Genomic DNA, 21156 nt, shown 5'->3' on the forward strand with positions numbered 1-21156 from the left:
ATTAAGTTTTTATTTTCGTCATTTCATAACAAATGGTTAAAAAACGAAGGCCGAATACGGTCATCGTATGAGTGGCTTGGAGGCGCCCATCTTCTTCTCTCACATGAAACACTTCATTTAACGGAAGCTTTACAGTTATGTTTTTTAATGTAAAGTAAATCCCTTCGTCACCAAGGACCCCGTTGTTCTTTTTACTTGTTAAATAGAGGCCGTCGTTGTGATCATTGTCAGGCCTTAACACACCGGTCATCACACCTTTAGGGAAAGGAAGAGCGATGTTCATGTAGGTGACATGGCGGCTTTTATGGGACGAGTAAAACGCTGAGAATATGGGATCGTTCGTTTCTTTATTGTAGCGAATCCATGCTCGTACATCCGGTCGTTCATCTTTCTTTTCGTCAATGGCGAGGATATCGCCCTCCATCGTTGCGTGACCTGTTGGTGGAAGATTGATTTGACCCATGCGGGTTGTAACGGGTCTTACGAGTGCGCTCATCCACTTCCACCGCCACTGAACGTTCGAGGATAAGGTGTAGGTGGTTGTGTGAACGTAAAAGTCTTTGACACTACTAGATACTCGGGACGGTGAAAAGCCGTTCCTTTCATATGCCTCCCAATTAGCGAGGAGGCCCTCTGCTTTTTTACCCACAGCCGTCCAATGGTGGTTCGTTGCTACGTTCGGGCCAACATATCCTTTGGCTCGAAGATGGCTGATGGGAAAGGCTTGTTCGTCATACCTAGGCCTTGGTTTTACAAGAAGCCACGCGGTGGTGCCGAGAACGGAAAACACAAAGGCGTTCACAGCGCCATGATAGCGAAGCATCTCTCCGGTGGGCACAAGTTGGATGTTCAGATGAATCGCGGCTCCGTGCAGCGTGGTGTAACTCATGGTGAATAAGAGAGAGGCTGTTGCCACAGCGGCAAGAAGCCCGGCTAAGCCACCGATCCTAACTGTATTAAGGAGCACCCATATGCAGAGCCAAAAAATGAATACGACGTAAAATACGACCATAACAAATTCAAGAGGTGGTCCTTGAGCTATCCCGATCGCCACCAAGGGCGATCCGATGATTAAACCTAGAGCTAACACTGTAAAGCTCATCATTGAAGGGGTTGTAAGCTGTTTTTGATTCACATACCACCTGCCGAAAAGCCCTGCAAACAAGGGAAGGATGAAGGCGGAATAATGGTAGTGAATCGCTGTTAGGTCGACTGTCATGGTTGAATAGGGCATCCAGTCCGCTGCACCGGCCCTTGCGAGAACGAACCAAATGCCTCCTGCGAACAAGAACATCTGCCCTGCATCCATGACGGCTTCTTCTGGGGCACTGACTCCCTTGCGAATAAGGTGAAGCCCTCCGTTTATTGCCACTAGTAACGTAAAAAACGCCCACACCACGGCAAGAAGCGCGGCCCACATCCCGATTTCTATGGACAGTGCTATCATCGCTACGAAGGCAAAGGGGTAGGAATACCGGGCTAAGAAGAAGGTGCGTTGTCGATGCAGAGACTTTGGATTGTCTGTTGCTGCAAGGCACAATAAACTAGGGACAAGGACGAAAAAAGCAAGTACCAATGCGAGATCAATGATGGGTGGTCCGGTGAAAATGGCCCAAACCACACCGGTTCCAAGCCCAAGTAGAATATTTTGTTTAGTGGTCATTGGCAGTCCTTCTCTCTTTGTAAGTGGTATGGGCATAGCCTTCATAGGAGATGAGCCGGCCGAACAACCGGCTTTTCACGTCGACCTGCACATGAAAGGCTTGTTCTTTTTCATCATAATGTTCGTTTACAATTACTTGTGGTGCGAGGATTTGTGGGAGGAGCACTTTCCAGCTACCAACATTCAGCCACGTTTGGTCTGAAACGATTCTAAGTCCCCTGTCTTCGCTTACAGTCATGCGAAGAGAAGAGGTTATTCTGCCTGAAATGCCGAGGTCATCCATGATCACCCGCCGGGACGGGTCCGCGTACATCACGGCGTCAAAGGCACGGGTGCAATTTTGAAAGTGGAACCGCCGGGTCCATGCGACTCGATCGATCCCCTTCTCGTCTTGATATGCTTTTGTGACGATAGAAAAAGGAACTCGTTCTCCTCTTTCCGGAAAAAAGAGGTGGTCCTTTGCTCCAAGGTGCCAAAGGGGGCGCTGCCATCCTTTACCTCCGGTGATGGTAAGGTAACCTTTCCCGGTTGCCTGAAAGGCGCCTTTTAATTGCAGGCCGAATTTCTTTTTCATTTCAGGGTGAAGCTGATCAAAGGCTTCACCCAACACTTTCTCATAAATGCCGGTCATTTCCGCTTCCTCCTGCATCGCCTTGCCAGCGGTAAATCGTTGACATTCATTGCTCCAATCATGCCAAGGGCAATCACCGCCACGTTTAGGGTAGCCGGATTAAAGGGGAGGGTAAACACGTCCGGTTGCACAAACATTGGGCCAAGACCGAGTAGAAAAACCGCTACAGACGATCCGGCAAACAACCATTTCTTATTGATTGGCATTAAAAAAAGAAGTCCAATCGCACATTGAATCAATCCGATCAATCGGACAACAACCTGTTCTGCACCTGAAAAAAGACCGCTAGCCATGACCATGGCTACTTCACCGGTCTCAGGAAACAGGAGCTTCGGTACAAGTCCTTGGTATAGCCACACAAATGCCAAAGCAAAACAAAGGATCACGTGGATGAGTGATCTTCTTAGGGAATCCTCAGGGGTAATGCCTTTCTCAAGCCATAGTCTGAGTGAATCAAAGCTCCAGCTCGTTGCCCATCCAATCATCGGTCTAAAAACCAACTTGTCTACGAATTTGCCAAAAGAGCCCCACCTTGTTTTGTAATCGTATTGGGTTAAAAACGTAATCCGACCTGCTTCTTCTTGTTTGTACTTCCAATAGCCGCTGCCTTCTTTAATCAACGAAAGTGGCTGCCCACTGAAAAAGCCGAGTGACGATGTCCGATCTCCGGAATCGGTGGTTCTTTCACCTTTGCTCACGCCTGTCCCTTTAATTCCGAGTCCGAATCCGATTTTCGTTTCATATGTAAAGTGCTGCGGATCGTCCTCATGTTCTTTTTCTAAGTAATGAATCTTTGAAAACCGCAAGTCCCACCGCTCGTGCAAGTGGGGCTTTTGGGTGTAGTCCCATAGGTGATCCATCTGTGTATGTATGTTTGTTTCTACGTAGATTGGTTTTTGTTTCTTCAACCTCTCACCTCTCCTTTCTCTATAAATTGGAAAGATGGTTCAACTATAGCATAGTGCAGGGAAAAAGACTCGAGGCTAAAACAAAAGTGTTATAACCACCACGAACAAATACGATGCATTCGAAATAAACCTCTACTGATATATACTTCATTATGGTCGTACAATGTTCGAATCCTTATATAAGGCTATTTGCGTAACGGTTGTGGCTTTTTTAATGTAATTCTTCATCGCTAGAATTCTGGTTGAAGCAAACGGGCCCTTCGCTTTCCGTGGCGGTGCTAGCAAGCCTCCTCGGGCTACGCCCTGTGGGGTCTTGCATTGCCCCCACTGCCACAGGAGTCTTGGGCCCTTCTGCTTCAACTTTTCTTGTAGAAAAGCAACAATTCTTCCTAAAACAGTGTTATATAAAACATTTCAATCTGTCCCATCCTCAATCGATAATAAATGGAACTTCCAACCTAAAACGTGCTTAGTCCGCTCCACTCTTGGAAGCGATAAAGAAAACGGGTGGTGGTCGACTCGTCCGCGAACTCTTCGTATCCAATTGTAAATTGAGCCTCTTCGTTCATCCAGATGGTATCAAAATAGGTCTTTACGTCTTGCATCACGTCAGCGTCGCGATTGGCTACAACTTTTACATTCGTTTCTAAATTCAGGTCACCGAGATTACGTTTTGTGAAATTCGACGAACCTCCGATGACGATCGATTCCTCTTGGCGTTCCACATGCACCAACTTCGTGTGGAATTGTTCTCCTTGAGTGTTATACCATTTTACTTCGAGCCTTCCTGCTGAGTCGTGCACAAGCTCTGATGCCACCGGGCGATTCGGAACGCCGTTCTTTTCCCGTCCAAAAGCGTCTTTATTGGCATCCAAGATTACACGAACATGAGCCCCTCTCTCGGACGCCTCTTTTAGCCCTTCAATTACGAGGCGATCAGATAAATAAAACGCGCCTAAATAAACGGTGTCTCCTTCTTCTGTCAAAGCCAACTCCTCAATAAGGGTTTCCCTTATCTTCCCCTCCGTTATAAGCTGGACGCGAGTATCACTAGAGCTGGCATTCATTGCTTCTTCACTGATAACGACTCTTTCAAACCACTGCTCATCCGCACCACTCATCAACGCCACCGCTTTTTCCGACTCCACGAGATCCTTAAGGACTACTCCTTTTAGGGTAAAGGCTATGTTGGAATGATGAGCACTGGCATCATGTGGGTTGGCTGATGTGACCAATCCTTCCTTTTCCGTTACAAGAACCTTTCGGTGGTTCGCTTTGAAGTTTAAAAGACTTAAATAAGAACGAACGGTTCCATCAGGCGAATCAGGGCTGAACGGGTTCGGTAACCACCCACTGTCTTCTGAGTTTCCGAGCCATTCAATGCCTGCTCGCCACACGCCGGAAAAGGCCGGATTCGAATCTCTTAGCTCAGACAAATCGGTCATCACCAAACGAATTCCGGCTGCTTCTAATGATTTTAGACTTTCAGGATAATAGGAGCCATAAAAGGTATTGATCGGGTCCGTAATCACGATGATTTCCATGTTTGGATCGGTCTCTTTTTTTTCGATCAACATGTCTACTAGATCCCCTGAGACATTCGGATATTCCGTTGACCTTTCGTATTCATCGTTGAATAAAAACATATCCAACAATACGAATTCCTCCGCTTCTTCAATCATATCGTGTACTTGCTCAAAAATGCCGTGTTCATACACCGTTTCTCCATCGGCACCCGGGTACGTCATGTCAGTCAAAAATTCAACTTCACCTTCATGGAGCTCTCCAGCAAAGGAAAGGCCTTTCGGTAGCGGCTTATTCGCTCCATACACACTCGTTAAGATTAAAAACAACATGACTAAAGCGAGAAACGCCGTTGCTATTCTTTTTTTGGTCCAGCGGGTTCTTTGTTTTTTACCCATAACTACTACACTCATCGGTTCTCCACTCCCTCTGCAAAATCAAGGTACAATCAGCTAAATTTTACCACACATCACATGAAATATATGTAAAATTCAGATAAAGAATAACCGCTCCCAAAATGAAAGCGGCCTTCTGCGTCTATCTCCATACAGATTGATATTTCTTTTTGTATTTCTTGTCTGATTCCAGTTCAATCAATGAGAGAGCGACATCTTTTACTTCGTGGTCGTCCATTTCCATGTATAGCTGATGAAGGCCGACCACAATATCATACCGAACGAGGGTATGATGCATTTGTTCATCATCTTTAAACCGGTCTTCAAGGTGAGACGTCACGAGATCTCTTTGCTTGTTCCCTCCAAGTGCCACCTTCCAGATCGCCTGAAGAGAATGCCTTGCCGTGACGGTTTTATCATCCTTCGTCACTTGCCAAAGTGTGGAGAAGTCGTCCAAAATCCGATCCTCCGGGTCACTGTGCGCTGCGAGTCCTGCTAGGAGTTGAGCCCCTCGAGATCTCCGATGGTTGTCTTTGTCCGTGAGCCAATCAGTAAGCTTATCCCACATCTCATATGCCCACTCTACCTCCTGGTCCACTTCTTCCTTCAGCTGCAAAAAAGCTTCCATTTGGAAAGCCTTATCTTTTCCTTCTAGCTGCTCAAACAGCGCCATTGTTTTTTCATCCATACAATCACCTTCTATGTATATTTTATAATGCTAATAGCTGACTACTCTTTTACCGTGTCATACAAACGATTCTTATCTCATCCCCTGGTGAGTCAAGCCACTCTGGAAACTCTTCTAGGTGCCAAGCCTGACACGTTCAACAGCTTTCAATTCTCACCACTTCACTCTCTTATTTTATCGGTAAAAGCGTTACCGCGTCACAGTGATTCACTAGATTTTACTCTCCCTTGCTATTCGACAGTGGCTCACCTCCATCCTTCACGTTTTTTTCCAAGAAGGGAGAAAAGAAAGTCGGTTTTAAACAGGTTAGGTTCTGTTTTAAACAAGTTAGGTTCTCTTTTAAACAGGTTTACCTCTGATTTAAACAGGTTAGACTCTCACTTAAACAGGTTAGCCCCCCTTCCCATCAGCCAACTACTATGTATATGTAAATTTCCGCTACCCGCACCACATGCCCGTTCCCCCATGAGATCTAATCTTCACATTCCGACACAAAAAAAATCGCCCTGCAACAGAGCAAGCTTGTCCGCGTTTTTTTCAACTGGCAAGACCCTACGTTACACAGGGTCCAATCCCTCTTCTTCTCTTTTTTTCTATGTTCACCTATTCATTAACTTAATGGGCAAAAAGAAATCCGCGCATAGCGGATAAGGATCGCTAGTCGAGATCGTGGAGTTCTTTGCGTTGATCCGCAAGTTTCTTTAGTTTAAGTTTAATCTCCTCGCACGCTTCAACGTCGCCCGCTTCCATCGCATCATGTAATTCCATTAACGAGTAATCAATCTCTGCACCAAGGACGTAATCCATTACCTCAGGATCTACCTCACGTTTATGGCCTTGTCGTTTGCGAATCGTTCTGTATGAGCTCATCTCTTTCTCACCTCCACCAATTTTCATTACAGAAACAATTTTCCCGTTATCGAAACAACTCACATAAATCCAGCCATCGGTTTCTGTTTTGACGATTCCCCTGCCTTTACCTTCCGTAATCAGTTCCTCCAGGAGAATCGCGACTTCCTCGATATCTACCTGCAGCTCTTCCATGACAATTGCAGTGCCCTCGTTTTCCTGTTTCCTGATCGGAATCATCGCTTGTCCTTGGTCATTTTTTATTAGAAGTTCTACTGTCTCTTCTTCGTAACGCCATGTCAGGCGGAAATCAGCTTGAAGCAATTTATGAATGAAGGTTTTAAGCATCGGTTTGGAGATTCGAACAAAAATATCTTGAAACTCGGCCTTGAACCGAAAGTCTTCCATGACCACGCTCCTTTCGATTTTCTTATTTTTATCCTATGTCGCTCCCCTGAAAAAAGAATGACTTTCACCGTCCAATTCCAATAAATTTTGTTTGTCCACCCAGCCCAAAATCGGTAAAATAGGTGCATAACCACAAAAAGGGGACAAAACCATTGGCACGCTTGACCGAACGATTGCTCACTCACAACATCAACCTAAAAGATTGCATCCCCGTGGCAAAAGCCATTAGCTTACAAATGATAAAAAAAGATGAACCAGACCTTACTCATATGAAGAATCGACCACCCGGCACAACCTACCGCCTCTTCTTTCTCACAATCACGCTGCTCGTCACACAAGACCTCGTGAATAAACGCTACCTCACCTTACGAAAACCGACCTTAAACCGCTTTTTGGAAAAAGGGATGAACGATCCCTTGTATCAAGAAACACAATCCGCCGAAGAGGTGGCTTTGACTGAGGAGCTTCTCGCGCACATCGGCCGCCATTTGCCCATTCTTCCCAAAGAAAACAGTCCCAAAAGGAAAGAAGAGGTCGACAAGTGGATCGACACGTGGAACACGGCTCCTCATGCCGAGAAATACAAGGCGTACTACCGCTCGCTTACGAACACTGAATTTCAGTACCATGCCAGTAAAGAGGCACTGGAGACGCTCAGGGATCATCGCCTCCACCCCGGAACGAAACGGGTCTACTTTGAACTGCTCGCTTTTCACGAAAAGTGGGAGCAGGGCCTAAGAGATCTTTTAGCCGACGAAAAAGATCCATTAGTGTCCACGCCTGAACAGCGATCGTTTATAAAAGGAAGCCTTAGACACCCCGTCTCCTTTTCGTTTTTGCACCAGTGGATTGAGAGGCTCATTGAAAAACGGACTCGACCTCATTACCAAGAAGCGATCCACTTTCTTTTGGTTTTAAAAGACGCATACAACGAGCAAGGAAACGAAGACCGTTTTAAGATATGGCTCAACGTTCTTCGGAAAAAATACACCAGCTATCACGCCTTCAGAAAGGAGCTCGACCGTTTTGAAGAAGAAATGTAACCTCGGTCTTTTACAAACCGACACCGAATCAGCATGGTTTATATGGCTCAATCACGTACAAAAAAGAGAAGACGTTCTTTTACTCAAGCAGCGCTTGTTTGAAACGGACGAGCCTTCTTTTTTCGGTACAGCTTTTTCCATTACCGAGACTTACAATGAGGAACATGAGGTGATCACTGGGATTGTAGTGGACAAACACATGGTCCACTCTCTCGTTCCTCTGTTTCCTGAAGTGGAACACTGGACGAAACAAACGCCTATACCTTCTCGTTTCGGTCGCTGGACACTTCCTGAGGAGCCTAATGTCCCTCTTTTTATAACCAAAAAAGGAATCGAACCGTCATACCGAACGATGATCGACGGTCTCCTCATGCCCAGTCGCCCAGATTCTTTTTATCGCCTGTCAAACGATCACGATGAGCGAATCCGTAAGTGGGTACATGCCCTTTTTACTCCCGGGGAAGTGTATGAGCTACCACTACACGTGTACCATTATTGTTTAAACGAGCTCGATTACAAAGGAGCCCCGACCTTTCATTTAAGTTTGACCATTCATGAACCGGATCTATTTTCGGACAGTTGGGGTGCTGAGCTTTTCGTTACACATCGAGAAGCCAAACGAACCGTTCCCTTAAGAGACGTAGTCAAAGGCGATCACCCGTTTACGCAAAACCCGGTACCGGTCGTTAAAGAGACGATTCAAACGTTATCTTCTGTCCCCGCTCTCTCGGAGTTAAGCTTATCGACCCCAAAAGTTGAATTGGAGGACGAAGATGTCTATCAGTTTTTGCAATCTTATCAAGGGATGTGTGAAGAGGCCGGTGTCCGTGTGCTCGTCCCTCAAAGCTGGGAAAAGCCTGCTCAGTTGTCTGTTACAGGGGAAGTGTCTCCTGCCCACATCGATGGTGGTGCTTCCGTTCGCTGGCTTTTTTCACACCACGAGACTTCTGTACCAGAGGACAAAATCAGGGAATGGGTCGACGAACAACGGCATTTTATCTACTTTGATAACCGTTGGATGCATTGGGACCTTCAAAAAGCATCGGAGTACTTGCAAAGGATTGATGCGATTCGTTCGACCAACCGAGTGACATTGTTTCAAGCCATTCAACAAATGGCGTACATGCCAGATTACGACCAAACCATTTATGAGGAACCTCCTGAAGACACAATAAACTGGACGTTATCTGACTCTTGGTTTGAGCAGGTTACGGCACTTGCTGATGTCACCATTCGTCCTATGTGGCAACAGACACTCAAGTCGTACCAACAAGAAGGAACCAAGTGGCTGATTGCTATGCGCAAATTAGGGTTAGGGTGTTGTTTGGCCGATGATATGGGGCTTGGTAAAACCGTTCAAGCGATCGCATACACCGACCAGATTGAACGCCCGTCACCGGTACTCATCGTTTGCCCTACTTCTCTGTTGGAAAACTGGCGCACAGAATATGAGCGGTTCGCGCCCGAGCTCGATGTGATCGTTTATTATGGGTCAAAAAGGACACGAGAGTCGATCGATCTTGAGGGTGCTGATATTGTATTGACCACGTATGGTTTGTTGCTTCGTGACACTTCCGTGTTTCAAAGAAATACGTGGACAGCGGTATTACTGGACGAGGCCCAAATGATCAAAAACAGCCAAACGAAGCTTTGGAAAGAAGCCAAAACACTACCAACGGATCACCGAATTGCCATTACTGGAACTCCGGTTGAAAACCGCCTTTCTGAATTGTGGTCGTTGTTTGATTGGTTCGCTGAAGGTTATTTAGGGTCTTTACCAGACTTTTTAATTCGATTTTCGGCCGACCCTAAAGGTCGACTGAGCCAAACGATTGCCCCTTTTGTATTAAGACGTACAAAGGAGCAGCAACGGGCTGATTGGAAGCTGCCTGAGAAGACGGCTCGATCGGTCTCTGTCGAGTTAACCAAAGAACAACACCTTTTATATAAAGCGGTGGTTGAAGAAACGATGGAAAAGATGGAGTTTCTGGCTCCTCACGAACGAAAAGGCGTGTTCTTTAAAGGAATCACACGCTTGAAGCAGATATGTAACCACCCGGCTCACTTTCTTGATGAACGGCATCCTCTTAAAGGTCGTTCTGGAAAATGGGAAGCCCTCATTTATACATTGGATGAGCTTCTAACAGAGAACAAGAGAACGGTTATTTTTACCCAATACAAAAAGATGGGGTATTTGATTCAAGAAGGGATTAGAGAGACCTTTGGTTTGGACGTTGAATTTTTGAACGGGTCAATGAAAATGAGAGATCGCTATGACTTGGTCGGTCGATTCAATGAGGGACGCTCGGCACCTGTTCTCCTCGTTTCGATTCGAGCTGGTGGAACTGGTTTGAACATAACGGGAGCTACGGAGGTGGTTCACTATGATCGCTGGTGGAACCCGGCGGTTGATAATCAGGCTTCTGACCGTGTGCACCGGATCGGTCAAACGAAGCCCGTCACTATACATGCTCTCACTACAAAAGGGACCATTGAAGAGTCTATTGAAACTGCTTTAGCACAAAAACAAGAGCTGTACGCTTCTTTGTTTGGCGGTGAACGCCATCGACCGGTTTGGGAAATGAATCAGGATGAAGTGAAGAGCTTGTTTTATGGGGGGTAGTGGCGGGTGAAGTGCGTCGGGAAGGGGGTAGTAGATGCTAACTCGACTAAACGCAAAACTAACTCGACTAAGCACCCCCTTTCCACCTCCCGAAAACCGCTCATGTGTAAACGAAGAAGAACCCATCTTAGCTGAGCTAAGATGGGTTCTTCTCTAGTCGACCGCAACTTGTTTATTTACGGTAAACTTGCTTTTATCAATTTGTTCATTGTCGACAGAGAAGATATTGAGCATCGCTTCAACATCTAAGGTTTGACCACTAATGTCTTCGTCAGCAGTCCACGTTTCTTCAAGAACGAGAGACTCGCCCGGGGCAATCGTTTCAGATACGAGCGCCTGGGTGAACATCATTCCTTCAGCGAAATGGTACAGAACCGTACCTGATTCGTCTTTTACTAAAATATCGAACTTTTGACCTGAGGCAAAGTCAATTTGTTTGTCGTGATCGGTATCGTTATCAATGGTCATGGTAAAGTGAAACTGGCCGTCTGATTCTTCTACATCAAGGGTAAAGGTAAGATCATATTCGGTCACAGAATCGGTCCCTTCCGTCTCGTCTGACGATTCATCGTCTTTTGTTTGTTCTTCTTCGTCTGTATGGTCATCAGGTGTATCACCTGTGGTGTCATCGGCTGTGCCACATGCAACTAATCCAAAAACTAGCATTGTGCTGGCAATTGTTTGAAGCCACTTTTTACTCTTTTTCATGTAAGAAAGCCCCCTTCATATGACTGAACTACATCATTAGTCGACGTGTTTGTAAAAAGGTTACACTTTCTTCAATCTCTTCGGAAGAGGCCAAAGATACCCGTCGTTTGCACGATGTTTGTAAATGCAGTAGGGTCCACTTCGTCAATGATTTGCCTTAAATGGTAAAGCTCATAACGAGTAATCACGATCATAAGGATTTCTTTGTCCTCTTTCGTATAACCACCTTTAGCCGGAATTCGAGTGACCCCACGGACGATGCGCTCATGAAACACCTTTTGCAGTTCATCTGGTCGCTTGGTGACAATCATTGCGGTCAGCTTCACATGACGAGTGTGGATTGTATCAATGATTCGCGATGTGACATAAAGGGTCAAGAGTGTGTAAAGGGCTTTTTCCATTCCGAACATGAGCCCGGAAGTAATAACAATGATCGCGTTCATGAAGAAGAAATAGACACCAAGAGAGCGGTCACTGTGCTTCGCCATGATGAGTGCGATAATGTCAACACCACCGGATGAAGCGCCGTACTTCAAGACCAGTCCTCCCCCAATTCCGCCTAGCACTCCTCCAAAAACAGAGTTTAAGATAATGTCATCGGATATGGTTGTGACCGGGATCACTTCAAGAAAGAACGTCGTTGCGGCAACGTTAATAAAGCTGTATAGTGTAAAGCTTTTCCCGACCTTTTTCCACCCTAAAATAGCGACTGGAATATTGAGTAATAAGAGCATAATACCTGGTGACACAAAAGCAAGGGGAATCAACTCAGATATAATCTGAGCCAAACCTGTAAAACCACTGGCAAAGACACTTGCTGGAATGAGGAAGAAATTTAAAGCAACGGCCAACACCACTGCAGCTGCAATCGTAATAATGAGCTTTTTTGCTTCCTCGACGGGATTAATATGTGCGAGCATGGTGAAACTCCTCTCCTATGTTTAGGGGCAATCATATATGTAAGACATGCGATTGGGACAGCGCTTAACCTTTATTTAAGCCGCTCCGATTTCAAAGAGTTATTATACGTTGTTTTCGTTAGTTTGTCTTGAAATCACATGAAAAAACCACCATGGACCCATGATGGCTTTTTCTTTACAGCTAAACGCTTAGGAATAAGCGCTCAGATGAGTGAGTTAATTGTTCATGTTTTCGTTGTAATAATTGACGGAGTACATCGCGCCTTCGTCTACCATGGAGTTATCGTCTACATCATGAGGATCAGAGTGACCGACTTTTTCATTTAAATACGGGTTATGGTCTTCTTTTGTTTCATTCTTCACCTTAGCTTTTATGCGGTTAAAAGAATGTGCCAACTTTTGACGGTTTTCTTCTTTTCCAAAATAAAATGATCCTGCTGCTACTGCAGTTGCAACGATTGTCGATGTAATGATTTTGTTTGAAGCCATTGTTCCCCACCCCTACTTTTTTTGTTTGGATATGATTACTTTACCCCTTATCTCTTTCGCTAAACATCACATATCTTCCTTCTAAAATAACCATATTATGAACAGGTGAGAAGGCACTGAAAAAGGTGGTTTTCCATTTTCAGTGGTCTCTGGTGAAAGGAGGGAACACAATGGCATATAATCCAAATCGGGATCCGAATAAAAAGGCTCGCGACAACCAAGCTAAACAAGAAAAAAAGAACCTTGAAGAGCAAGCAAACCGTCAAAACACGGATAGACATAGTTATTCTAAAAAGTCAGATCATCTTTAAATGAAGAACCTTCACACCATTTCAGGTAAAGCCGCCCTAGTGGCTTCACCCTACTCTCACGTCACATTTCAACACAAAAAAGGAGGCCTTTTCTTTCTAAGGCCTCCTTACTTTATGTGATCTCCGAAACGTTCACCAAGCTTAGCTAAGCTGCACGTCTACCGGAAATTAAATTAATGACTGCTACAATTAAAGCAACAACCAATAATAGGTGAATCAAACCGCCACCAACTTCAAAGCTGAATCCAAGTAACCACATTAAAATGATAATACCAACAATTGTCCAAAGCATGTTTTGTACCTCCTGTTTTTTTGTTTTGGTTTAGTGTAACTGTGTTCGTAACTGTGAATGTTCTTGCTGCATTATAAGGAATGATAGGAAAATGCCTGATTGATGTATTGGCCGATCCTCCTTTCAACTCTCTTATGTGCTGCTTGTTGATTAAGTACCCTTGAAAAAATCAGGTTAAACATGACCCCTAAAAAAAATGTCGCAAACGGGTTATTCGTACTATTCCCATTCAAACAAAAAAAATGACCTTCTACCTAAAAAGGTAAAAGGTCACGTGCATTATTTCAGATTTTTTAGTTCTTCCACGTTTTCAATGCGCTTCTCCATGCCTGTGTTCACTTCCGTATCCCACTCAAGCATGCCACCTTTGTAGTTCGTCACGCGGTCGTATCCTTTATCTTTTAGGAAGAGAGCGACATTTTGTGAGCGATTGCCGCTTCGGCAAATAAAGATGTACTCCTTCTCCTTATCAAACCCTTCAACCATCTCAGGAACAGCGTTCATAGGTAAGAGTGGTACACCAGGAATGTGACCGGCGTCATACTCTTCCGGTTCGCGAATGTCGATCACTACCGTGTCTTCAGGTTTGTTTCCCAACAGCTCTTTCAATTCATTTACGTCTACTTGTTTAATGCCATCTACTTCTTTTGTCACTTTAATCACCTCGTTGGTTTACTATATACATTTCCCAGTATATAAAAGGTCGTCGTAAAAACTCAAACTAAGTATCCAAATCGTCATCTTTATCATTTTTCTCATGGTCTTGCTTACGTTTTAGCATGTACAGACGATACGCGTGTGAAACGACTACCTTTGAAACTGCGTATGTTGGAACGGCAAGGAGTAGACCGAAAAGCCCAGCGAACTGCCCTGCTACAAGCAATAACAAGATGATCGTTAGTGGATGAACCGCCAGCTTTTTCCCCATAACTTGAGGAGAGATTACATTACTTTCAATTTGTTGCACCACAACGATCGCGATCAATACTTTTACAACCATCCATGGCGAATCAATGATCGCTACGATTACCGCTGGAATGGTACCAATCCATGGTCCGATAAACGGGATCACGTTCGTTACCATCGCCACTAAAGCTAGGATCAGCGAGTATTCAATGCCAATGATCAAGAACGAAATGTACATCAATACACCGACACAGAAACTTACAATGATTTGCCCTTGAATGTATGAACTTAACGCCGTGTCCAGATCGTTTAAAATACGATGGCCTTCTCCGCGTTGTTTTTTTGGCAAATATTTAAGAACTTGATCAGGAAGTTTTTCCCCGTCTTTTAGCATGTAGAAAAGAATGAACGGGATAATGATCGCTAAAATTAGAATGCTCGTCACGACGCCGATGACACTGGCAATGTTTCTTGTAACAATCTCAAACGCATTGGACAAGTATTCCGTGAAGTTTTCTGTAATTTCTTCAATCGAGAAGTTGTCTGTCTCTTGGAACTGATTGATCCATTCGTTATTTTGCAGTTCAATTAACAGGTTCCGCATTTCGTTAAATAACCCTGGTGCATTGTCGACCAAGTTGTTCCACTGCTCTTGAAGGGTTGGTCCTACAAGGAACACAAAACCAGTCATCAGACCAATCGCCCCTAAATAAATCAGCAGGATCGATAAAGGCTTAGGAACCTTTTGCCTATGTAATAAACCTACGATCGGTCGCAGTAAATAAAACAAGACCCCTGCAATCAAGAAAGGGATGAACAACGTTCCGAACAACACTTGAATGGGAGTGAAAATGAAAGGTACCTTTGTAGCTAAATAGATAATGAGTAAGACAAACGTAAGTCCGTATAAAAATCTAAAAAACTTGGACTGGGGCAACTTTTTCACCAACCTTTATGATAGTAGTGTGATTATAGCATAATTTCCCTTAATTTTATGTATAAAACCCTTGTACAAAAACACCCGCCACGAATACGTAGCGGGTAGAGAATGGTTATTGTGGGGCAAGCTTTTTCGTTTGCCTTTGACAAGACTGGCGTTTGATCAGCTTGTGAGGAATAATCATTTTTCTTGGGTTTACGTCGGGCTTTAGAATTTTTTCGATCAATAGTGTGGTAGCTTCGTATCCGAGGCTATAAATGTTAATATCCACAGTTGTCATGGGAGGAGAAGAGAGCTCGGAGATCATCAAGTTATTGAAGCTCACAATGGATACATCATCCGGCACACTCACATCCATCTCACTCAGCATTCGAAGGACACCAAAGGTCATGATATCATCCGCCACTAAAAGAGCCGTAGGTGGTTCCTTTAAACTCATGAGGGCAATAACCGCTTCTTGTCCCCCCTCTTGCAATTCCTCGTGAAAAACAACGTACTCGTCTCGCATTTTAATGCCCGCGTTCTTTAACGCCCTCTCATATCCTTCCATATGGTCAACAGTAACGACAAAATCTAAGTTTCCGCCCACAAAGGCAATGCGCTCATGACCGAGTAACAATAAATACTCTGTAACGGTTTTTGCAGCTTTAAAGTTGTCGTTGTTCACAAACGTAATTTCAGACATCCGTGAATCATATGGCCGCCCAATAACAGTAAACGGGAAGTTTTGTTCATACAAGTAAGACATGACTTTATCATTGACTCTGGAGTACAACAGGATAATGCCGTCCACACGACGACCTTGTACCATATGTTGGACTTCCTCGAAGATTTCTTCTTCCGTTTGACCTGTTGATAAGTACATTCCATATTCAAGCATATGGGCTTTCGTACTGATCCCTCTAATAACTTCCGGGAAGAACGGGTTTTGGAACGTTTTATTTGCTGAATTGGGCATCACTAATCCAATTGTTTTTGTGCTTTTATTGGCCAAGCTTCTTGCGTTAAAATTCGGGTGATAACCGAGATCTTCCATTGCCTCTCGCACTCGTTCTTTCGTCCGTTGACTAATTCGCGAACTATTTGCAATCACGCGGGAGACTGTGGAAGGAGCAACATTTGCTTTTTTAGCCACATCTTTAATGGTTACGGTCATGGGCGTTTCATCCCTTCGCTTAAAAATACAGATCTATCTGCTTATCGTTATAACAACGTTGTTCATGTTGTTTTTTTGAAATTGAACATGCTTTCCATTTACTCGTGCTTCCGTTACGTCTGACAAGCCGTGAGCTACGAGCGTAACCTTGTCAAAGCCAGGTGTATAGCTGGTGTTTACATCTTCAGCTGTAACCGTTAACACCCCATTATCATAGGACATCTGAACATACTTTTCAAACGCATGGTTGTTTTCATACTCAAATGTTTCCCCGTCATCTTCATAAATCGTGTATGAAGCTTCCTTTTTTACTCCGAAGTAGGCATGAAGTTGGTAATCGTCTTCTTGCACAAGAGTCGATTGCTTAGGCGATCCTTGGGCAATCATGGTGTCTACTTTTATGAAAAGTGGCAATGTATCTATTGGCGCTTTTGCAATGATGTGATCTCCACCGCTCACCTTTTCATCCGTCCAGTAATTCACCCACTCCCCTTCAGGCAAATAGACCAATCGTTGTTCTGTGTCAGGAGTCGTTACAGGGGCTACGATTACGTTCGCTCCAATCATGAACTGGTCGCTCAAGTTAAACGTGTGCTTATCTTCTGGATACTCTAAAACAAGAGGACGCATAACTGGGATACCAGTCACGCTCGCCTCTTTGAACAACCTGTAAAGCTCAGGCATCCAAATGTAACGGAGGTGGATGTATTTCTTCACATTGGCTTCCACATCTTCCCCAAAGCTCCACGGCTCTTGCCTTTGCGTGCCAATCGCGCTGTGGTTTCTAAAATAAGGCGTAAACGTACCAAATTGTGTCCATCTGGCAAGTAGCTGTCCATTTGAGTCGTGAGCAAAGCCACCAACGTCAGGTCCACAAAACGGAACGCCGCTCATCCCTAGGTTCATACACATGGGAATGGCAAGCTGAAGGTGCTCCCAAAAACTACGGTTATCCCCTGTCCAGACGCTCGCATAACGTTGCACTCCCGCATAGCCTGCACGAGTCAAAAGGAAGGTCCTCTTGCCGTCAAGGTTGTTCTTCATCCCTTCGTACGTGGCCTCTCCCATCTTTAGGCCATAGATATTGTGAAGCTCACGATGGGTTTTGGGAACTCCGTTGTTATCATGTACCACTTTTGTATCCATCGTTTTCGTTTCGTTGAATACGGCCGGCTCGTTCATGTCATTCCAAATGCCTTCAATTCCTAAATCGGAATAGAACGTGTGCTTGTCTCCCCACCACGTTTGAACGTCCTCGTTTGTAAAATCAGGGAAGGCGCTTTTCCCGGGCCACACATCTCCATAGTAGACATTTCCTTCAAGGTACTTACAGAACCTGTCATCACCGATGCCCTCTTGATACGTGACATACTCCGGGTCTTCTTTTACACCTGGATCTACAATGGGAACGATCCGAATTCCTTGTTCTTTTAAATCCGCCACGAGTTGTTTGGCATTCGGAAAGCGGTCTTCATCAAAGGTAAACACTCTGTACTCGTCCATATAGTGAATATCCAGGTAGATCGCATCGACCGGGATTTCTTTATTAAGAAAGTTCCCTACAAGCTCACGAACTTCCGCTTCCGTTTCATAGCTGTAACGAGATTGATGATAACCAAGAGCCCATTTCGGCGGAAGAGGCATTGTACCTGTGAGGGTCGTATATTGATTTAACACTTCTTTCATTGTTGGTCCGGCAAGAATATAGTAATCCATTTGACCGGTTTCACCACTGAAATGAAATGTTCCGTCTTCTGTTCGCATAGTAAACTGTGTTTTTCCCGTGTTATCAAAAAACAGACCGTGAGCACGCCCTTGTCGTAACGTCATGAAAAACGGAATGGATTGATATAAAGCATCGGTTTCCGGGTTGTGTGGGGCATAGACGTCTGTATTCCACATGGTCATCTTTTCGCCTTGTTTATCTAGAAAACCGGTTTTTTCACCAAAGCCGTAATAGTGCTCATCGGGGTGGGCTTGTTTGTAGCAGATGACTTCCCCAGAGGGACTGTGCCCCATCCCTTTTTGACCTTCACCGATGATGAGATCGCCGTTAGTGTCCAAGAAAGATACTCTCATGGGAGATTTCTCAATGTATACGGTTAAAGCGTCTGTTCCAAGGCGAATAGCTTCTTTGTCCTCTACTACTTCTACGTTTACAATCCCCTGTTTTTGAATGACGGCAAAGCTTCCTTCTACTACAGGGTCTTGCTTATGGTTCATCACAACTCTAGCTACATGGTTAGAATAAAAGACTATTGTAACTCTCCCATATTCGCAGCTAAATAGGAAATGGTTATTCTCTTGTTTAAAAGAGGTCACATCTCCAATGTCTCGAAAAGTGGTACCTTCAATCTTACTTTTGTTGCCCGGATGTATGGCAAAGCTTGTATCTTGCATTATTGAATCCTCCCAATCCATTTCTTGAAGTACTCTATGATGTAGGAAAAGAAAAAGATACGGCAGGAAGAGGGACATCTTCCTCATCGACCGTATCTCTCTTCGTTCCATTTCTCTTACCCTTTCGTTGCCCCTGACGTAAGTCCTGAAATAAGGTAGCGTTGAAGGAACAAGTATACTAATGCAATCGGAACAGCGATTAAAATCGCACCGGCTGCAAATCGTGTAAAGTTGTTGGCAAACTGATCGTTTACAAAGTTGAACAGACCGAGTGCCAATGTAAAGTTCTCAGGGCTTCTAAGAACGATACGAGGTAAAATAAAGTCCATAAACGGCGCCATAAAGTTAAACAATGCGACTACCGCAAGAATCGGCTTTGCTAGTGGAAGCATGATTTGGAAGAACACACGGAAGTGTCCCGCACCATCAATTCGTGCACTCTCATCCAGCTCACGAGGAATCGTGTCAAAGTACCCTTTTACGAGGAAGGCGTTCATTGGAATCGCACCACCGACGTAAATAATGATCAGACCGAGCAGGGAATCAAGAAGTCCTACAAGGTTTAACAAGATGTACAATGCAACCATCGCCATGAGTACCGGGAACATTTGTAGAAGTAAGAAGGCGTAAAGACCGTTTTTTCTACCAATAAACCGGTAACGAGAGAACGCATAAGCCACAAGTGAAACCATCAATGTTGCAAAAAATGAAGTAGACAATGCTACGATCAATGTGTTTTTATACCACGTGACGTAGTTACTTCGTGGGTCTGTAAACAACCACTCGTAATGAACGAAAGACCAGTTCTCAGGAATCATTCGGGCACCGTAGAGACTTGTGCCTGGGTTAAGTGATAAACCGAATGCCCAAAGAAGAGGGTACAAAATGATCACGAACATCACAGCAACAACACTGTAAATAGCTGTTAACTCAAGGAAGTTTTTTCTTTTTTTACTCATTGGTTTTTTCTTTTTTACTGCAGTGCTCATTTAAATGTTCCCCTCCTCTTTAAACGATCGTGTACGTCGGAACTGGAAGAATGCGAATACAACTACGATCAGTCCCAAGATAATGGATATGGCAGCTGCCATGTTAAACTGCTGATTTTCAAATGTTAGACCGTATACCCAGGAGATTAAGATGTCTGTTCCTCCGGCAACCTGTCCACGAACCGGTGGTCCACCTTGGTTGAACAGATAAATAATATTAAAGTTGTTGAAGTTTCCTGCGTACTGCATGATCAATAAGGGTGCTGTTGCAAACATCACGTGTGGGAACGTAATATTGCTGAATTTTTGCCAACGGTTGGCTCCATCAATATCCGCAGCTTCATACCAGTCGGCTGAAATGCTTTGAAGCACACCGGTGAACAATGCGAATACGAATGGGAATCCAAGCCATGTCTGAATCATGATCAAGGCTACTTTTGCCCAGAATGGATCACTCATCCATGGAATCCCCGTTCCGAACAACGGTATAATAATGTCTCGGTTAATCGCACCGAAGTTGTCGTTAAATAGTGCAGAAAAAATGATAATGGTTACAAAGGCCGGCACAGCCCATGGCAAGATAAAGACAGTACGAATAAGACGCTTTCCTTTTACTCGTTTGTCATTTACGATAATCGCCAAGAATAAAGCCAGTCCGATTTGAAGTGTCGTAGCAACAAACGTCCAAATTAACGTCCATGATAGAACATTGATGAAGGTGTTTCTCCACTCGTTGATCGTGAACAATCGAACGAAGTTATCAAAACCGACCCACTCAAGCAAGTTCCTAGGTGGTGCGTTGTATAAGTTATAGTTTGTAAACGCTAAGAACACCATAAAGAGTAGTGGAAAGATAACAACAAAGATAAGTAAAAACAGTCCCGGTGCTACTAAATAATAAGGGAATCCTGTATCCCAGGCGTTTTTGAAACCTTCTTTAAGACCTGGTACTTCCCAACCTAATTGAATTCTCTTTGCGTCTTTATGAGCATCGATAATATTAATAACATAGAACGTAATAAAGAAAGCTAGAAATATAAGTGATAGAATACCGTAGCTTAAAAAGATACGGGAATCATCATCACGTGGTGTTTCACCGAGTGTAATCAATCCTTGTAAACCATCGGCGATAAAACCGTACATCACACCAACGAAAGCCGCAAAGAGAATGAATAAGGTCGCACCTTTCCAATATCGTTTGTTGTACACCTGCCCGAACCCCGGAATAATGGAGAGCAAAGCAGCTACAGTTGGATTGTGTCGTTTGTTGACGATTTTCACATCTGGTTGGTTATCGTTTGTAGCCATAGTCG

Annotated in this window: 19 protein-coding genes; 3 read left to right on the forward strand and 16 right to left on the reverse strand. The window is 44.3% G+C overall.

Translation table 11 applies throughout. The features are described 5' to 3' along the window. Position 1: 1 nt before the first annotated feature. The 6 genes from G476_RS0111860 to G476_RS0111885 form a co-directional block, all read right to left on the reverse strand. Complete coding sequence (locus G476_RS0111860; protein ID WP_026690301.1) at positions 2–1663, reverse strand: YndJ family protein; 1662 nt, start codon at positions 1661–1663, stop codon at positions 2–4. Further along, entirely contained in the window at positions 1653–2294 is a 642-nt protein-coding gene (locus tag G476_RS21855; RefSeq protein WP_051314770.1) for a DUF4166 domain-containing protein, read from the reverse strand. Before G476_RS21855 ends, G476_RS0111860 begins: the two co-directional genes overlap by 11 nt. Further along, positions 2291–3202, reverse strand: a complete 912-nt coding sequence (locus G476_RS0111870) for a DoxX-like family protein (protein ID WP_026690302.1) — start codon at positions 3200–3202, stop codon at positions 2291–2293. Before G476_RS0111870 ends, G476_RS21855 begins: the two co-directional genes overlap by 4 nt. 458 nt (positions 3203–3660) lie before the next feature. Further along, entirely contained in the window at positions 3661–5139 is a 1479-nt protein-coding gene (locus G476_RS21860; protein WP_245579658.1) for a phospholipase D family protein, read from the reverse strand. A 124-nt stretch (positions 5140–5263) separates the two neighbouring features. Further along, positions 5264–5809 carry a hypothetical protein gene (locus G476_RS0111880; RefSeq protein ID WP_026690303.1) on the reverse strand — a complete coding sequence of 182 codons (546 nt, stop codon included), beginning with the start codon at positions 5807–5809 and terminating at the stop codon, positions 5264–5266. 657 nt (positions 5810–6466) lie between these two features. Next, a complete protein-coding gene (locus G476_RS0111885) occupies positions 6467–7066 on the reverse strand; it encodes a hypothetical protein (protein WP_026690304.1) in 600 nt (199 codons plus the stop codon). Positions 7067–7218: 152 nt separating this feature from the next. Here G476_RS0111885 and G476_RS0111890 point away from each other — a divergent pair, with 152 nt between their 5' ends. Together G476_RS0111890 and G476_RS0111895 are read left to right on the forward strand one after the other, a co-directional pair. After that, positions 7219–8109, forward strand: coding sequence for a hypothetical protein (locus G476_RS0111890; RefSeq protein WP_026690305.1), 891 nt, complete (start codon positions 7219–7221; stop codon positions 8107–8109). Further along, positions 8093–10732, forward strand: a complete 2640-nt coding sequence (locus G476_RS0111895) for a DEAD/DEAH box helicase (RefSeq protein WP_026690306.1) — start codon at positions 8093–8095, stop codon at positions 10730–10732. Before G476_RS0111890 ends, G476_RS0111895 begins: the two co-directional genes overlap by 17 nt. 153 nt (positions 10733–10885) lie before the next feature. On the opposite strand, the gene G476_RS22885 is transcribed toward G476_RS0111895, so the two are convergent. The 3 genes from G476_RS22885 to G476_RS21870 all read right to left on the reverse strand — a co-directional run bounded on the left by G476_RS22885 (position 10886) and on the right by G476_RS21870 (position 12849). After that, the gene (locus G476_RS22885) at positions 10886–11440 is read right to left on the reverse strand and encodes a BsuPI-related putative proteinase inhibitor (protein ID WP_026690307.1); all 555 of its coding nucleotides are present in this window, start codon (positions 11438–11440) and stop codon (positions 10886–10888) included. Positions 11441–11511: 71 nt separating this feature from the next. Next, positions 11512–12360: a YitT family protein gene (locus G476_RS0111910; RefSeq protein WP_205620295.1), complete on the reverse strand. Its 849-nt coding sequence runs from the start codon at positions 12358–12360 to the stop codon at positions 11512–11514. A 216-nt stretch (positions 12361–12576) separates the two neighbouring features. Then, positions 12577–12849, reverse strand: a complete 273-nt coding sequence (locus G476_RS21870) for a hypothetical protein (RefSeq protein WP_035186433.1) — start codon at positions 12847–12849, stop codon at positions 12577–12579. Positions 12850–13019: 170 nt separating this feature from the next. Here G476_RS21870 and G476_RS23825 point away from each other — a divergent pair, with 170 nt between their 5' ends. After that, positions 13020–13160, forward strand: coding sequence for a hypothetical protein (locus G476_RS23825; protein ID WP_169720888.1), 141 nt, complete (start codon positions 13020–13022; stop codon positions 13158–13160). 145 nt (positions 13161–13305) lie between these two features. On the opposite strand, the gene G476_RS23575 is transcribed toward G476_RS23825, so the two are convergent. The 7 genes from G476_RS23575 to G476_RS0111955 form a co-directional block, all read right to left on the reverse strand. Continuing rightward, positions 13306–13452 carry a lmo0937 family membrane protein gene (locus tag G476_RS23575; protein WP_122897591.1) on the reverse strand — a complete coding sequence of 49 codons (147 nt, stop codon included), beginning with the start codon at positions 13450–13452 and terminating at the stop codon, positions 13306–13308. Positions 13453–13731: 279 nt separating this feature from the next. Continuing rightward, a complete protein-coding gene (locus G476_RS0111930) occupies positions 13732–14106 on the reverse strand; it encodes a rhodanese-like domain-containing protein (RefSeq protein ID WP_026690309.1) in 375 nt (124 codons plus the stop codon). A 67-nt stretch (positions 14107–14173) separates the two neighbouring features. Beyond that, positions 14174–15295 (reverse strand): AI-2E family transporter, encoded by a 1122-nt coding sequence (locus G476_RS0111935; RefSeq protein WP_026690310.1) that lies wholly within the window; start codon positions 15293–15295, stop codon positions 14174–14176. 115 nt (positions 15296–15410) lie between these two features. Beyond that, on the reverse strand, positions 15411–16454 hold the full coding sequence (locus tag G476_RS0111940; RefSeq protein WP_026690311.1) for a LacI family DNA-binding transcriptional regulator: 1044 nt from the start codon (positions 16452–16454) through the stop codon (positions 15411–15413). A 33-nt stretch (positions 16455–16487) separates the two neighbouring features. Continuing rightward, positions 16488–18854, reverse strand: a complete 2367-nt coding sequence (locus tag G476_RS0111945) for a glycoside hydrolase family 31 protein (RefSeq protein WP_051314771.1) — start codon at positions 18852–18854, stop codon at positions 16488–16490. A 116-nt stretch (positions 18855–18970) separates the two neighbouring features. Continuing rightward, positions 18971–19813, reverse strand: a complete 843-nt coding sequence (locus tag G476_RS0111950) for a sugar ABC transporter permease (RefSeq protein ID WP_026690313.1) — start codon at positions 19811–19813, stop codon at positions 18971–18973. A 30-nt stretch (positions 19814–19843) separates the two neighbouring features. Further along, positions 19844–21151, reverse strand: a complete 1308-nt coding sequence (locus G476_RS0111955) for a sugar ABC transporter permease (protein WP_026690314.1) — start codon at positions 21149–21151, stop codon at positions 19844–19846. Between the last annotated feature and the right edge of the window lie 5 nt (positions 21152–21156).

This window comes from Alteribacter aurantiacus DSM 18675 (genome assembly GCF_000429705.1).
Lineage (GTDB): Bacteria > Bacillota > Bacilli > Bacillales > Salisediminibacteriaceae > Alteribacter > Alteribacter aurantiacus.

What these genes read in the sequence shown, in the direction of transcription:
- G476_RS0111940 (WP_026690311.1), bottom strand. Translation starts at nt 16,454, where the DNA reads ATGACCGTAACCATTAAAGATGTGGCTAAAAAAGCAAATGTTGCTCCT.
- G476_RS0111860 (WP_026690301.1), bottom strand. Translation starts at nt 1,663, where the DNA reads ATGACCACTAAACAAAATATTCTACTTGGGCTTGGAACCGGTGTGGTT.
- G476_RS21870 (WP_035186433.1), bottom strand. Translation starts at nt 12,849, where the DNA reads ATGGCTTCAAACAAAATCATTACATCGACAATCGTTGCAACTGCAGTA.
- G476_RS0111880 (WP_026690303.1), bottom strand. Translation starts at nt 5,809, where the DNA reads ATGGATGAAAAAACAATGGCGCTGTTTGAGCAGCTAGAAGGAAAAGAT.
- G476_RS23825 (WP_169720888.1), top strand. Translation starts at nt 13,020, where the DNA reads ATGGCATATAATCCAAATCGGGATCCGAATAAAAAGGCTCGCGACAAC.
- G476_RS0111955 (WP_026690314.1), bottom strand. Translation starts at nt 21,151, where the DNA reads ATGGCTACAAACGATAACCAACCAGATGTGAAAATCGTCAACAAACGA.
- G476_RS0111950 (WP_026690313.1), bottom strand. Translation starts at nt 19,813, where the DNA reads ATGAGTAAAAAAAGAAAAAACTTCCTTGAGTTAACAGCTATTTACAGT.
- G476_RS0111885 (WP_026690304.1), bottom strand. Translation starts at nt 7,066, where the DNA reads ATGGAAGACTTTCGGTTCAAGGCCGAGTTTCAAGATATTTTTGTTCGA.
- G476_RS21860 (WP_245579658.1), bottom strand. Translation starts at nt 5,139, where the DNA reads ATGAGTGTAGTAGTTATGGGTAAAAAACAAAGAACCCGCTGGACCAAA.
- G476_RS21855 (WP_051314770.1), bottom strand. Translation starts at nt 2,294, where the DNA reads ATGACCGGCATTTATGAGAAAGTGTTGGGTGAAGCCTTTGATCAGCTT.
- G476_RS22885 (WP_026690307.1), bottom strand. Translation starts at nt 11,440, where the DNA reads ATGAAAAAGAGTAAAAAGTGGCTTCAAACAATTGCCAGCACAATGCTA.
- G476_RS0111945 (WP_051314771.1), bottom strand. Translation starts at nt 18,854, where the DNA reads ATGCAAGATACAAGCTTTGCCATACATCCGGGCAACAAAAGTAAGATT.
- G476_RS0111910 (WP_205620295.1), bottom strand. Translation starts at nt 12,360, where the DNA reads ATGCTCGCACATATTAATCCCGTCGAGGAAGCAAAAAAGCTCATTATT.
- G476_RS23575 (WP_122897591.1), bottom strand. Translation starts at nt 13,452, where the DNA reads ATGCTTTGGACAATTGTTGGTATTATCATTTTAATGTGGTTACTTGGA.